This is a genomic window from Chryseobacterium indologenes (assembly GCA_016025055.1).
In the GTDB taxonomy this organism is placed as follows: Bacteria; Bacteroidota; Bacteroidia; order Flavobacteriales; family Weeksellaceae; genus Chryseobacterium; species Chryseobacterium indologenes.
This window is the reverse complement of the sequence record CP065590.1, coordinates 2,296,394-2,309,922: the sequence shown is the minus strand read 5'-3', so window position 1 is coordinate 2,309,922 and position 13,529 is coordinate 2,296,394. Positions and strand designations below refer to the sequence as shown.

Annotated in this window: 9 protein-coding genes and 1 pseudogene; 6 read left to right on the top strand and 4 right to left on the bottom strand. The window is 38.3% G+C overall.

What is annotated here, in order from left to right:
• Positions 1-4: 4 nt before the first annotated feature.
• The 3 genes from H3Z85_10490 to H3Z85_10480 all read right to left on the bottom strand — a co-directional run bounded on the left by H3Z85_10490 (position 5) and on the right by H3Z85_10480 (position 4,103).
• Positions 5-832, bottom strand: a complete 828-nt coding sequence (locus tag H3Z85_10490) for an endonuclease/exonuclease/phosphatase family protein (GenBank protein ID QPQ53699.1) — start codon at positions 830-832, stop codon at positions 5-7.
• A 111-nt stretch (positions 833-943) separates the two neighbouring features.
• The gene (locus tag H3Z85_10485; GenBank protein ID QPQ53698.1) at positions 944-3,142 is read right to left on the bottom strand and encodes a M1 family metallopeptidase; all 2,199 of its coding nucleotides are present in this window, start codon (positions 3,140-3,142) and stop codon (positions 944-946) included.
• Positions 3,143-3,221: 79 nt separating this feature from the next.
• Positions 3,222-4,103 (bottom strand): SDR family oxidoreductase, encoded by an 882-nt coding sequence (locus H3Z85_10480; GenBank protein QPQ53697.1) that lies wholly within the window; start codon positions 4,101-4,103, stop codon positions 3,222-3,224.
• A 126-nt stretch (positions 4,104-4,229) separates the two neighbouring features.
• Here H3Z85_10480 and H3Z85_10475 point away from each other — a divergent pair, with 126 nt between their 5' ends.
• The gene (locus tag H3Z85_10475) at positions 4,230-6,527 is read left to right on the top strand and encodes a glycoside hydrolase family 92 protein (GenBank protein QPQ53696.1); all 2,298 of its coding nucleotides are present in this window, start codon (positions 4,230-4,232) and stop codon (positions 6,525-6,527) included.
• Positions 6,528-6,623: 96 nt separating this feature from the next.
• Here the strand turns inward: H3Z85_10475 and H3Z85_10470 are convergent, their stop codons facing one another.
• Positions 6,624-7,961, bottom strand: coding sequence for a dihydroorotase (locus tag H3Z85_10470; GenBank protein ID QPQ53695.1), 1,338 nt, complete (start codon positions 7,959-7,961; stop codon positions 6,624-6,626).
• A 208-nt stretch (positions 7,962-8,169) separates the two neighbouring features.
• Here H3Z85_10470 and H3Z85_10465 point away from each other — a divergent pair, with 208 nt between their 5' ends.
• The 5 genes and pseudogenes from H3Z85_10465 (at position 8,170) to H3Z85_10445 (ending at position 13,518) form a co-directional block, all read left to right on the top strand.
• Positions 8,170-9,597 (top strand): oligosaccharide flippase family protein, encoded by a 1,428-nt coding sequence (locus H3Z85_10465; protein ID QPQ53694.1) that lies wholly within the window; start codon positions 8,170-8,172, stop codon positions 9,595-9,597.
• A 148-nt stretch (positions 9,598-9,745) separates the two neighbouring features.
• Complete coding sequence (locus H3Z85_10460) at positions 9,746-10,762, top strand: NTP transferase domain-containing protein (protein QPQ53693.1); 1,017 nt, start codon at positions 9,746-9,748, stop codon at positions 10,760-10,762.
• 111 nt (positions 10,763-10,873) lie between these two features.
• Positions 10,874-11,716 carry a DUF4292 domain-containing protein gene (locus H3Z85_10455; GenBank protein QPQ53692.1) on the top strand — a complete coding sequence of 281 codons (843 nt, stop codon included), beginning with the start codon at positions 10,874-10,876 and terminating at the stop codon, positions 11,714-11,716.
• Positions 11,713-13,274 (top strand): annotated as a pseudogene (locus H3Z85_10450) (peptidoglycan DD-metalloendopeptidase family protein). The gene H3Z85_10455 and the pseudogene H3Z85_10450 overlap by 4 nt, the downstream one beginning before the upstream one ends.
• 31 nt (positions 13,275-13,305) lie before the next feature.
• Positions 13,306-13,518, top strand: coding sequence for a twin-arginine translocase TatA/TatE family subunit (locus tag H3Z85_10445; protein ID QPQ53691.1), 213 nt, complete (start codon positions 13,306-13,308; stop codon positions 13,516-13,518).
• Positions 13,519-13,529: the final 11 nt, after the last annotated feature.

Sequence of the window (13,529 nt, the reverse complement as noted above, 5' to 3'; positions counted from 1 at the left end):
TGTATTAGAAAGAGAGCCCTGTAATCACCGGAAAATGATCCGACGGATACAATAAATTTTCTCGTCTGTCATTGATATGTCTGTGAGATTTTATTTTGAAGCCATTGGTAAAAATGTAATCGATCCTTTCTTTAGGAACTTCATTCACGTTGAATCCTGTAAATGTTCCTGCCGGGCCGTAATGTTTTGCTTCTGAATGATAAAAAGTATCTTTCATGTTTTGGGATAAAATTCTGATCGGTTCTGAATCATCGGTCAGGTTAAAATCCCCGCTTAATGTGACAGGTAAATTCTTTGGATTAAGTTCTTTTATTTTTTTTAAAATCAACTCTGAAGATTTTACCCTTGCTAGATTTCCGATGTGATCGAAATGAAGGTTCATTGCCAGAAATTCCTTTTTTGTCTTTTTATCTTTAAATACAGCGTAAGTACATATTCTGTTCAAAGCAGCATCCCAGCCTTTCGAAGGTTTTTCCGGAGTCTCAGATAACCAGAAAGTTCCGGATTTTATGACATCCAGCCTGTTGATATCGTAGAAAATAGCTGAGAACTCACCTTTTTCTTTACCATCATCCCTTCCTACTCCTATAGAGTTATAGTTTTTCAGTCCGTTTTTAATATCTCTCATTTGTTCCGGAAGGGCTTCCTGCACTCCGAAATAATCCGGATGATAGTAGGTTAATAAGTCGGCAACATCCTGTTTTCTCTGTGGCCAAGCATTTTCCTTATCCGATTCTACATTCAGTCGGATATTAAAACTCATTACGGTAAGATCCTGTGAAAATCCCAATGCAAAAAGCATGAGGAATGCAATTGAAAATCTGAAATTCATAGTTTATTTTATCAATAAGAGACAAAAATAAGACTTCTCTGCCATAGAGAAGCCTTATTCATATCATCATAATGTTAAATTATTTCCTGTACGGAAAAAAGAACCCGAAGACTATTCTTTATTGAATTTAAATTCTCTTCCTCCTTCTGTGAGGGTTGCCGTCTTTTTATCCTTACTGAAAACGATTGTCAGACCAGCATCTTCAAAAGCAAATGTATTATTTCCCGTATACTCCAGCGGAAAGCTTTGTTGTCCGCCTGCGCTGCCATACAGGAACCCGTTTTTCTCAGTAAATATTATTTTAAGTTTAGATTCTTTATTGTTGTACGCTCCTATGAAATCTTTCAGGTTAATTTTCTCCATAGGTTTTGCATCCGCAGATGTCCATTTATTATTTTTCATGTTGACGTCCGGAACCATAGAATCCGGATCAAGTATTACCTCATCGATTTCCTTATCAGATTCTACTTTGAATGTCCATTCTGTATTTCTCTTCCAAACTTCGATTGGTATTTTTACCGTATGTTTTGTTCCGTCTTTGAATTTTAGCTGAACCGTCGTCGGCATAGGAAGTTGTCCAAGATTTTCAACAGTAACCTGAGCTCCGTTTTTGAAATCTCCATTGATGTATTTCACATTCTTAACGGACTGGTCAATTTTCCATTTATTAAAGAACCAACCTCTCCAGAACCAGTTCAGTTCTTCTCCTGAAACATTCTCCATCGTGTGGAAGAAATCCCAGGGTGTAGGATGTTTGAATGCCCACCGGTTGATATAGGTTCTGAATGCTTTGTCAAATTTCTCAGGCCCGAGAATCGTTTCTCTTAAAACCGATAATCCCGCTCCCGGCTTATAATAGGCAAGAGCTCCGATACTTCTTTCTCTCATATTATCGGGACCTACCATAATCGGCTCAAGATTATCTGTTAAAAGATAGCTTCCTGTTTGAGCCATATTCTGTTTTTTATAATATTCACCTTTATTAAAAGCCTCCGTCGAAAGTCCGTTGATAAAAGTATTGAATCCTTCGTCCATCCAGGCAAATAATCTTTCATTGGATCCTACAATCATAGGAAACCAGTTATGCCCGAATTCATGATCTGTAACACCCCACAGATCTTCTCCTTTTGAATCCATATGGCAGAACACAATTCCGGGATATTCCATTCCGCCTTCGTTTCCTGCTACATTAGTTGCTACCGGGTATGTATATCCGTACCATTTATTAGAATAATGTTCAATAGCGGCTTTGGTATATTCGGTAGACCTTCCCCAGGCTTTTTCTCCTGCACTTTCAGACGGATAGGCAGAAATGGCCAGCGATTTTTTTCCATCAGGAAGATTAATTCTTGCAGCATCCAAAATAAAGCCGGCAGATGATGCCCATGCAAAATCCCTTGCCTGTACAATTTTAAACTTCCAGGTTTTTGTTCCTGTAGATTTATTTTTTCCAATCTCAGACTCAGGACGTATCATGACTGTTTTATCACTGTTTCTCGCCTGATTCCATCTGTTGACCTCATCTTTACTATAAACTTCTTTTTCGTTTAAAAGTTCTCCTGAGGCCACCACATAATGATTGGCAGGTACAGTAATATTGGCTGTGATATCACCATATTCCAGAAAGAACTCCGAAGCGCCTGCATACGGTAGTGTATTCCATCCCATTACATCATCATACACACACATTCTCGGATACCATTGTGCCATAGTAAAGACTTTACCATTTTTTGTTTCCTGAACTCCCATTCTGTCTGAACCATAATCCGGAGAAATAAAGGAATAATCAATGGTAATTTTTGCCACTCCTCCTTTTGCCTTCAGTTCTTCCGGTAAATCAATCTGCATTCTTGTATCGGAAATGGTATACTTAGCTGCTTTGCCATCAATTTTTACGGATTTAATAACGTATCCGCCATTGAAAGTCTCGCCGTGTGAACCATTCCTGCTTCCCGACAGAGGCACCACAGCATTTCCGCGGGAGTCTTTTGCAAAAAGATTCTGATCGAGCTGCAGCCATAAGAAACCCAGCTGATCCGGGCTGTTATTGGTGTATTTAATTTCGGCGGTACCTGTAATTTCTTTTTTGTCCTCATTCAGACTCACATTCAAATGATAGTCTGCTGAATTCTGCCAATAGGCATGCCCCGGCTGTCCACTGGCTGAGCGTGTTTCCGTACCTGTCTGCGGATAGAAAAACGGCTTAAAGGCTTCTACATAATCATACTTTGGCGTTTCCTGTGCATAGGCAGATCCTGAAAAAAGGAAGAAAGCCACTGCAGAAACAAGAGTTGGAAGTTTACAATTCATTTGAAAAAAGTTTATACATAGGTAAAAAAAACTCCCGGAATTGTTACAAATCCGGGAGTTTTTTTTCTGAAAATTTCAATTAATTTGATTTTTTTGCTTTAATCATGGCCTCTAAAGCATCCCACATTTCACGGGGAATAGCTTCAAGCATATTAAATTCACCTGCTCCCTGAAGCCATTCTCCTCCGTCAATAGTGACTACTTCACCATTCATGTACGCTGAGTAATCAGACACCAGATACGCGGCAAGATTGGCCAGCTCCTGATGTTCTCCTACTCTTCTTAACGGCACTTTCTTTTTCATATCGAATTTTTCCTGCAGATCTCCCGGAAGAAGTCTGTCCCAGGCACCTTTTGTAGGAAATGGCCCCGGAGCGATAGCGTTGAAACGAATTCCATATTTTGCCCATTCCACTGCCAATGATCTGGTCATTGCCAATACTCCTGCTTTTGCACAGGCAGAGGGTACAACATAGGCAGACCCCGTCCATGCATAAGTGGTTACGATATTTAAAACGGTACCCGGTGTTTTGGAGTCGATCCAGTGTTTTCCTATAGAAAGTGTACAGTTTTTAGTTCCTTTTAAAACGATATCTAAAATAGAATCAAAAGCAGAATGAGTCAGTTTTTCTGTAGGAGAAATAAAATTACCGGCTGCATTATTCAGAAGAATATCAATTTTACCGAATTCCTTAAGCGTAGCTTCTTTCACAGCTTCTACTTCATCCCAGTTTCTGACGTCACACGCTACACAAAGAACTTTACCACCGGTTTCATCTTCCAGATCCTTCGCAGTAGTCTGTAGCTTTTCAAGATTCCTGGACGTAATGACTACTTTAGCTCCTAACTCAAGAAAGTATTTTGTCATTGCTTTTCCAAGACCGCTTCCGCCTCCTGTTACAATCGCTACTTTATCTTTTAATGCCCCTTCGCGAAGCATTGGTTGTGTATATAGACTCATAAAATATTTTTTCTTAAAAATAATAAATATTGAATGGATCTACCTTAAAATAACGGTATAAATAATGCCATAAATAATATTCTTTGTTTTTTACCTAATTTTATCACTTAATAAACTTATCTGCTCATGAAAAATACGGAAACATCTGTTTTTCTTTTATTCATTATCTTAAGCTTTCCCCTCAAAGCTCAACAATTTGAAAAATTATATCAATACGTACATCCGCTGATTGGAACTGAAAAAATGGGACATACCTATCCCGGCGCTACTACACCGTTTGGCGCCGTGCAGCTAAGTCCTGAAACAGATACAATTTCTTATGAACTCAACGGGAAATACAATGGTGAAGTCTATAAATACTGTGCAGGCTATCGCTATGAAGATAAAACCATAGTAGGTTTCAGCTCTACGCACTTTAGTGGTACCGGACATTCTGATCTCGGGGATTTCCTGATCATGCCTACTGTCGGCCCACTTCAGTTGGATCCGGGAACAGCTTCAAATCCTGAAAAAGGCTACAGAAGCAAGTTTTCCCACGAAAACGAAAAAGCTGAAGCCGGATATTATAAGGTAAAGCTGGATGATCACAATATTTTAGCAGAACTGACGGCTACCACCAGAGTCGGTGTTCACCGGTATACTTTTCCCAAATCTGATCAATCGCATATCATTCTTGATCTGATGGCAGGAATTTATAATTATGACGGGAAAAATGTATGGACCTATGCCCGTGTGGAAAATGGCAATACGATTACCGGATATCGCCAGACCAACGGATGGGCAAGAACAAGAACGGTTTATTTTGCCATGAAGTTTTCAAAACCCTTTACATCCTACGGTCAGAAGAACTATGATGAAAAGCAGGTATACAAAGGGTTCTGGAGAAAATTCGATCAAACTCAGAATTTCCCTGAAATTGCCGGAAAGAATCTTAAAATGTATTTTGATTTTGACACCAGTGAAGGTGAAGCCATTGAAATCAAACTGGCTATATCTCCTGTAAGCCAGGCCAATGCTATGGAAAATCTTGAAAAGGAAACGGAAAATTTATCTTTTAATCAAATTAAAGAAAAAGCTCAGGAAGACTGGAATAAAGAACTTAACAAGATCATCATTAAAGGTTCTGAAACCGAAAAAATCAATTTCTATACCGCGATGTATCATACCTTTATCAATCCCACCGTGTATATGGATATCAATGGCGAGTATAAAGGATTGGATCAAAATGTTCACCAAGCAGAAAATTTTACTCATTATACCACATTCTCGCTTTGGGACACTTACAGAGCTCTTCATCCTTTCTTTAACATTATCCAGCCTAAAAGGAACAGTGATATGGTAAAATCTATGATGGCTCATTACCATCAGTTTTCGATGAAAATGCTACCTATATGGTCACATTATGCCAATGATAACTGGTGTATGAGTGGTTATCATAGCGTAAGTGTAGTGGCAGATGCCATTATTAAAGGAAATTATGCCGGTGATCCTCAGGAAGCTTTGAAAGCCTGCGTAGAAACAGCCAACAAACGAAATTATGAAGGAATAGGACAATATATTGACCTGGGATACATTCCTGCAGAGAAAAATGGCACCTCAGTATCCAATACCCTTGAGTATGCTTATGATGATTGGGCAATTGCCCAGCTGGCCAAACATCTTGGAGAGACAGAAATCTACAATCAGTTTATCAAACGTTCTGAAAATTGGAAGAATAATTTTGACCCATCCATCGGATTCATGCGCCCACGCCTGGCAGACGGAAGTTTCAAAAAAGATTTTGATGTTTTAAGTACCCACGGACAAGGCTTCATTGAGGGAAATTCCTGGAACTACAGTTTTTTTGTTCCCCAGAATCCTGATGAACTGATCAAAATGATGGGAGGAAAGAAAAAATTTGCCTCAAAACTGGACGAATTATTCACCATGCATCTTCCTGATGAGTTTTTTGCAGACACTGAAGACATTACAAGAGAAGGAATTATCGGAGGATATGTACATGGAAATGAGCCTGCACATCATGTTGCTTACCTCTATAACTGGGCCGGGCAGCCATGGAAAACACAATCCCAGATTCGTCATATCCTGGAAATGCAGTATAAGTCAACTCCTGACGGGTTGGGAGGGAATGATGACACGGGGCAAATGAGTGCCTGGTATATTCTGAGTTCACTGGGCTTCTATCCGGTTGCTCCCGGTTCGGAAGACTACGCTATCGGTAGTCCCGCTGTTGATCAGGCTATTCTGAATCTGGAAAACGGAAAAACATTTGAAATTGAAGCGATCAATCAAGGTCCGAAAAATGTATATGTTCAGAAGGTTCTTTTAAATGGTCGTGAAATTAAAAACTTCACTCTGAAACATTCTGAAATAATGAATGGTGGAAAACTGACATTTTATATGGGAAACAAGGCGAAAAAATAAATAGGGCCTTTATTTTGGGCATGAGATAAATAAAAAGAGGCTGTCTCAAAAGTGAGATAGCCTCTTTTCCTGAATTTTTATGATATCCGGCTATTCTTATTCCTGAACTTCAAAAAGTAAACGCTCTCCGAATTTTTCTTCAGCAATTTTTCCGTTATCATATACAAGGTGCCCGTTGACAAACGTCTGGGTTACCTTAGAATGGAAGTTCATCCCCTCCAGCGGACTCCATCCGCATTTATACAGGAGGTTTTCTTTAGCTACCGTCCAGTCTTCATTTAAATCGACCAAAACAAGATCTGCTTTATATCCTTCTTTAATAAATCCTCTTTTTTCAACTCTGAAAAGGATTGCCGGATTATGACACATCTTTTCAACAATCTTTTCAAGAGAAATTTTTCCTGTTTTATAGTTTTCCAGCATTACTACGAGTGAATGTTGTACCAGGGGTCCTCCGGAAGGGCATTTTGTATACACATTTTGTTTCTCTTCGGCGGTATGGGGAGCATGATCTGTCGCGATCACATCAATTCTGTCATCAAGCAGAGCTTCCCAAAGTCCATCCTTGTCTTTTTGAGTTTTCACAGCAGGATTCCACTTGATCAGGCTTCCTTTTGTTTCATAATCATCATTGGTAAATGTCAGATGGTGAACACATACTTCAGCAGTGATCTTTTTATCTTTTAACGGGATATCATTTCTGAAAAGTGAAGTTTCCTTTGCTGTTGAAAGGTGAAACACGTGAAGTCTTGCCCCAGTTTTTTCAGCGAGCTCAATGGCTTTAGAGGAAGATTTATAACAAGCTTCTTCACTTCTGATTAAATGGTGGAATTTTACCGGAATATCATCCCCATATTCATCAATATATTTTTGGGTATTGGCTCTGATGGTCGCTTCATCTTCACAGTGAACTGCAATCAGCATTTTGGTATTGCTGAAAATATTTTCCAGGGTTTCTGGATTATCCACCAACATATTCCCTGTAGAGGAGCCTAAAAACAATTTTACTCCGGGAACATTTCTCGGGTTCGTTTTTAAAACTTCTTCAAGATTATCATTTGTTCCTCCCATCATAAAACCATAGTTGGCATAGGCTTTCTGAGCTGCAATTTCATATTTATCAGCGAGTAATTCCTGAGTAACGGCATTCGGCACCGTATTAGGCTGATCGATAAAGCTGGTTACTCCTCCGGCTATCGCTGATCTGGACTCACTTTCAATATCTCCTTTATGAGTAAGGCCCGGCTCACGGAAATGAACCTGATCGTCTATAACACCCGGAAGAAGATACTTTCCGGAACCGTCAATAACCTGATCTGCATCTACAGAAATGCCGGAAGCAATTTTGGAAATTACATCATTTTCTATTAAAACATCGCTTTGAAAGACCTGGCCTTCATTGACAACATGTACATTTTTGATAAGGGTTTTCATTTTACTTTTTTAGAATTAAAATTAAAGGTTAAAATCCAAAATTACTTCGAGCTGCCTGTCAGAATCGAACTATAAAGAGAGATCACTGATTTCCAGCTCCCGGCTTCTACCTTCTATAATGAACAAAATTAAGGTTTATGAATGAATTTTAATATCACCGGATACAAATCAATTTCTAAATATTTACATTTGCATAAAATTTTTCGAATTGTATAAGAAATTATTAGGGCAAACAATCATCTACGGAGCAGGAGCAATAGCACCCAGAATTATTCTATTCATCCTTAATCCTCTTTTGATCTATAAAATTCCCAATGAAGGTTTTGCGATTTTCACGCAACTTTATGCATGGATTTCTTTTGTGAATATTATACTTTCATTTGGTTTTGAAACGGCCTATTTTCGATTTTCTGCTGAAGAGGATAATGAGAAAAAAACTTTCAACACGTCATTCTGGTTTTTATTTTCAACTTCTACTCTGTTTTTAGCATTGTGCTATCTTTTCAATCAGCCTATTGCTGATTATCTGGGATACCATGATAATCCTGAATATATAAAATGGTTTGCTTTAATTGCTTTTTTCGACAATTTACTGGTCATTCCGTTTGCATGGCTTCGTTTTCACAATAAACCTATCAAATATTCTGCGGTCAGAATTTTTCAGTCTATATTCCAGGCAGTCTTTACCGCTGCATTATTCTTTTGGATCCCCGAGAATGTATCCAGAAGTTTTGGATTGGATCAGAATGTAGACTATCCTTTCTTTAGTAATTTAGCAGGAAGTGCTTTAGGGTTTTTATTGTTACTTCCTATTATATTAAAAGTAAGATTTCAGTTTGTAACCTCTCTTTTTGGGCGGATGATTCGCTACTCGTTTCCGCTTATGCTGGCAGGGCTGGCTTTTATGGTTAATGAAAATTTCGATAAATCTATCCAGAGAAATCATATTTCAGACGAACAGGCCGGAGCTTATGGAGGCTGTTATAAACTAGCTGTCCTTATGACTTTATTTGTAACCGCGTACAGAATGGGTATTGAACCATTTTTCTTTAAACAGATGGATAAAGGTGACGCTAAGAAAACGTACGCTAAGGTAGCTGAATATTTTTCGTTCTTCGCCTGTGCTGTAGCATTAGGAATTATCGCCAATATTTCGTGGCTAAAGGATGTTTTCATTCCGAACAGATCATATTGGATTGCAATAGACATTATTCCTATTATTGTAGTGGCAAACCTGTGTTTCGGAATTTATTATAACTTTTCCACATGGTATAAAGTGACAGACAGAACCAGTGTGGGAACCGTTATTTCATGGATCGGAGCCGGAATTAATATCGCCTTGAATTATCTGGCCTTAAGTTACTATCACAGTATGATTGGTTCTGCATGGGCCACTTTCGGAGCGTACGTCATCATGATGATCATATCCTATGCATTGGGCCAGAAATACTACCCCATCCCTTACCGCATGAAGAAAATGTCTTTCTTCCTTATATTGCTGGGAATATTTAGTTTTATTATCGTAAAATATTTTAACTATAATATCCTGACCAGCAATGCCTTATTTTTAGTCTTCGTGGGGATCTTAGTCTATTCGGAAAAAAATATGATTTTATCCAGAATCAGGAAGAACTAAACTTTGGTCTCTCTTTTGATAATTACTTAGCTTAAAAACATTAAACAAAGCCGTTAAACATGATAAGCATTACGTTCCTGAAGCGTTTTAATTACTATATTTAACAAAAAATAATCAATCCTTAAACAAAAACATCTTTATACCATTTATGAAAATTATTGTTCCGATGGCTGGACGTGGTTCCAGATTACGTCCACACACCCTGACAGTACCAAAACCTCTTATCCCTATTGCCGGAAAACCTATCGTACAACGATTGGTGGAAGATATTGCTAAAGTGGCAGGAGAAGAAATTGAAGAAGTAGCATTTATCATTGGAGATTTTGGTTCCGAGATTGAAAAATCTTTGCTTCAGATTGCTGAAAAATTAGGAGCAAAAGGAAGCCTGTATTATCAGAATGATCCGCTTGGAACAGCGCACGCTATCAAATGTGCAGAGCAATCTATGCAGGGAGATGTGGTGATCGCATTCGCCGATACTCTTTTCCGTGCAGATTTTCAGTTGGACAAAAATTCAGATGGTGTAATTTGGGTAAAAAGTGTAGAAGATCCGTCTGCCTTTGGGGTAGTAAAACTGGATAACTATGGCTTTATTACTGATTTTGTTGAAAAACCTCAGACTTTTGTTTCAGATCTTGCCATTATCGGTATCTATTATTTCAATAGTGCTGAAAAACTAATGGATGAAATCAACTATATCATGGACAATGATATTAAAAACGGAGGAGAATACCAGTTGACAATGGCCCTGGAAAACCTGAGAGCAAAAGGAGCAAAATTCACTTTAGGAAAAGTAAATGACTGGATGGATTGTGGTAACAAGAATGCTACCGTGGAAACCAACAGTAAAATCCTTGCATATGAAAAGGAAGAAATGGCTCAATATCCGGCGTCTGCAGTGATTGAAAATTCATTGATTATTCCTCCTTGCTTCATTGGTGAAAATGTGAAAATTTCCAACTCAAAAGTAGGACCTGGCGTTTCATTGGGTAACAACACTACGATTGTAAATTCTAATATTGAAAACTCTTTGATCCAGGAAAACACAAGAATCAACCACGGAAACCTTTCTAATTCTATGATTGGTAACTCCGCACAGTATGTGGGAGTGGCAAGAGAAATTTCTTTGGGAGACTATTCAGTATTGGATTTCCTATCGAAATAATTAAACACAGAATTTAGTTAACTTAAACAAGATATAATCAAACCACACAAAACGTTTTGTGTGGTTTGGCGTTAATATTGCAGCGTTTTTCCTAATTGAAAAGATAAATACATGAGAAACTGGATACCACTCTTTTTATTACTTCTTGCCTTATCATCGTGTAAAACCCGTAATGCTGTACAGAATAATACGGAATCAGGGGATAGTATCAAAACTACCGGGAATACCAAACATCCAAAAGATGTCAACGAACCGGTAAAAGACAAAATTGCTTTTTACGAACATGTATTGATCCCGCCAAAATTTGACCAGATCAAAATAGACAGTAAAGTTCGTGTGGAAACGGGAAATTACATCCCCCCACTGGACGCAACGATTTATATTGAAAATGATAAAAAAGTATGGATGAACCTGAGAGCATTATTTATTAATGTCGCTAGAGGTATTGCAACTCCTGAGGGCATAAAAGGACAGGACAAAGTAAACAAAGCCTACATAGATTCCGATTTCGATTATCTTAATCACTTGCTTAATGTCAATTTTATCGATTATAAATCGTTGGAAAAAATTTTACTGGGGAGAACTTTTGTAAAAATCAGTGATTCACAATTTACACTGACTCAAAATGCACAGGGATATAAAATGGTTTCGAACGCCAACCAGAAAATCACTACAGACGAGAAAAACAGAGAGTATAAGATAGCTCTGCAATACGACACCAATTACGATTTGTTAAGTATAAATTTAAAAGATGTTTTATCCACAGACGAGCTTGAAATCTCCTATAGCGACTGGGATGAATACAACGGAATACGCCTCCCTAAAAATGTTAAAATAATTATAAAAGGCTCAAAATCTAGTCAAATTTTACTGGAAAACACGAAATTTGACTTTTCGAGGATGGAAACACCTTATTCTGTACCATCCAGTTATAAGAAAATAGAGATTAAATGATTAAAAAATTTAGCTTTTTAATAGGTGTTCTTATATTCGGGCTGCACCAGGGGCAGCAGAAAAAGAACAACTGCAGAAGCAGAACGCCGAACTTAAAAAACAAATTGCACAAATAAATACAGATTTAGCTAAAACAAGAAGCGAATCTAAACTTTCTATAGCTTACCTTACCAGTGTCAATCAAAAGCTGGTTTTAAGGGAAAAAGTCTACAATAATACTCAAAAAGAAAAGAGGTTTATTGAAGATGACATCTACCTGCGTCAGCTTGAGATCAACCGCCAAAATAAAGAATTGGCTGTTCTCAGAAAAAATTATGCTGAAGTCCTTGTTAATGCTTATAAAAATAAAGGGGTACAAAATAAAGTAACTTTCATTCTTTCATCCAAAAATTTGGGTGAAGCCATACGAAGAGTACAATATTTAAAACAATACGCTGATTATCAAGACAAAAAAGCAGCGGAAATTACTGATGCCGCCAACCAGATCAAAAAAACGATTTCCCAAAGGCAAAACTCAATGAAAGAGAAGGAAAATCTTTTGATCAATCAACAGAAGGATCTGGCGACCATTAATGCTGAAAGAGCACAAAAGGAACAATTAGTCGCTGATTTTAAAAAGAACGAATCTAAACTTACCGCTGAGCTTAAACAAAAGCAAACGCAATCTAAGGCATTAGAAGGACAAATCAGGGCCATCATCGCAGAAGAAATCCGAATTGCCAAAGCAGAAGAAGAAGCAAGAAGAAAGGCAGAAGCCGAAAAAATACGTTTAGCTAAAATAGCAGCCGAAAGGGAAAAAGCAAGAATTGAGGCGGAAGCCAAAGCAAGAGCCGAAGCCCTTGAAAGAGAAAGAAGATTGGCTGAAGCAGAGGCTAAAAGAGCTGCTGAACTCGCTGCAAGAAGAGCTGAAGAAGAAAGAAAACGTAATGAAGAAGCTGCAAGAGCCGAAGCGAGTGCAAAAGATGAAGCCAGAAAGATCGCAGCTAAAAAAGCGTCAGACGAAGCTAATGTGAAGGCTAAAGAAGCCGCTGATAAATTAGCAGCAGCAAGAGCAGCTGAATTGGCGCTGGCCAAAAGAAAAGAAGATGAGAAAAAAGCGGCAGAAACAAAAGCTATGACAAGCTATGGCGTTTCTACGGCTTCCGGAAATAGTTTTGCCGATAACAGAGGAAGGCTGGGTTATCCGGCAGACAGAGCAGGGCAGATTACCCACCGCTTCGGAAGACAACCACACCCCGTTTTCAAAAATATTACTGAAGAAAACAATGGAATTAAAATTTCAGTCCCTTCAGGTACACGTGCAAAATGTGTATTCCCGGGATCCGTATCTTCAGTACTGGCAAACAATGACGGCACGAAAACCGTTATTATCAAGCATGGAGGCTACTTTACGATTTATTCCAACTTAGGAAATGTAAGTGTTTCCAAAGGACAGCAGGTTTCTTCAGGTACGCCGGTAGGAAGTGTTGCTCAAGATTTTGACGGTGCATACACCCTTGATTTCCAGGTATGGAGCGGATGTACCCCAGTTGATCCATTAGGTTGGATTTCATATTAAAAAAAGTGTAACTTTGCATAAAATTTAAGAGATGAATACACTAACTATACTTGCCTTATCTTGGCAACACATTCTGATCGTAGCCATACTTTTGGTATTACTTTTCGGAGGAAAGAAAATTCCGGAACTTATGAGAGGAGTCGGTTCGGGAATCAAGGAATTTAAAGATGCGGTAAAAGAAGAAGACAAACCAGGTTCTGAAAACAAATCTTCTTCTACAAATAATAATTCTACCAGTAACTAAAATTCCTTAGC

Bases quoted from the DNA above. Each gene is read 5' to 3' on its own strand.
- H3Z85_10485 (QPQ53698.1), bottom strand. From the start codon at position 3,142: ATGAATTGTAAACTTCCAACTCTTGTTTCTGCAGTGGCTTTCTTCCTT.
- H3Z85_10455 (QPQ53692.1), top strand. From the start codon at position 10,874: ATGAGAAACTGGATACCACTCTTTTTATTACTTCTTGCCTTATCATCG.
- H3Z85_10445 (QPQ53691.1), top strand. From the start codon at position 13,306: ATGAATACACTAACTATACTTGCCTTATCTTGGCAACACATTCTGATC.
- H3Z85_10490 (QPQ53699.1), bottom strand. From the start codon at position 832: ATGAATTTCAGATTTTCAATTGCATTCCTCATGCTTTTTGCATTGGGA.
- H3Z85_10475 (QPQ53696.1), top strand. From the start codon at position 4,230: ATGAAAAATACGGAAACATCTGTTTTTCTTTTATTCATTATCTTAAGC.
- H3Z85_10480 (QPQ53697.1), bottom strand. From the start codon at position 4,103: ATGAGTCTATATACACAACCAATGCTTCGCGAAGGGGCATTAAAAGAT.
- H3Z85_10470 (QPQ53695.1), bottom strand. From the start codon at position 7,961: ATGAAAACCCTTATCAAAAATGTACATGTTGTCAATGAAGGCCAGGTC.
- H3Z85_10460 (QPQ53693.1), top strand. From the start codon at position 9,746: ATGAAAATTATTGTTCCGATGGCTGGACGTGGTTCCAGATTACGTCCA.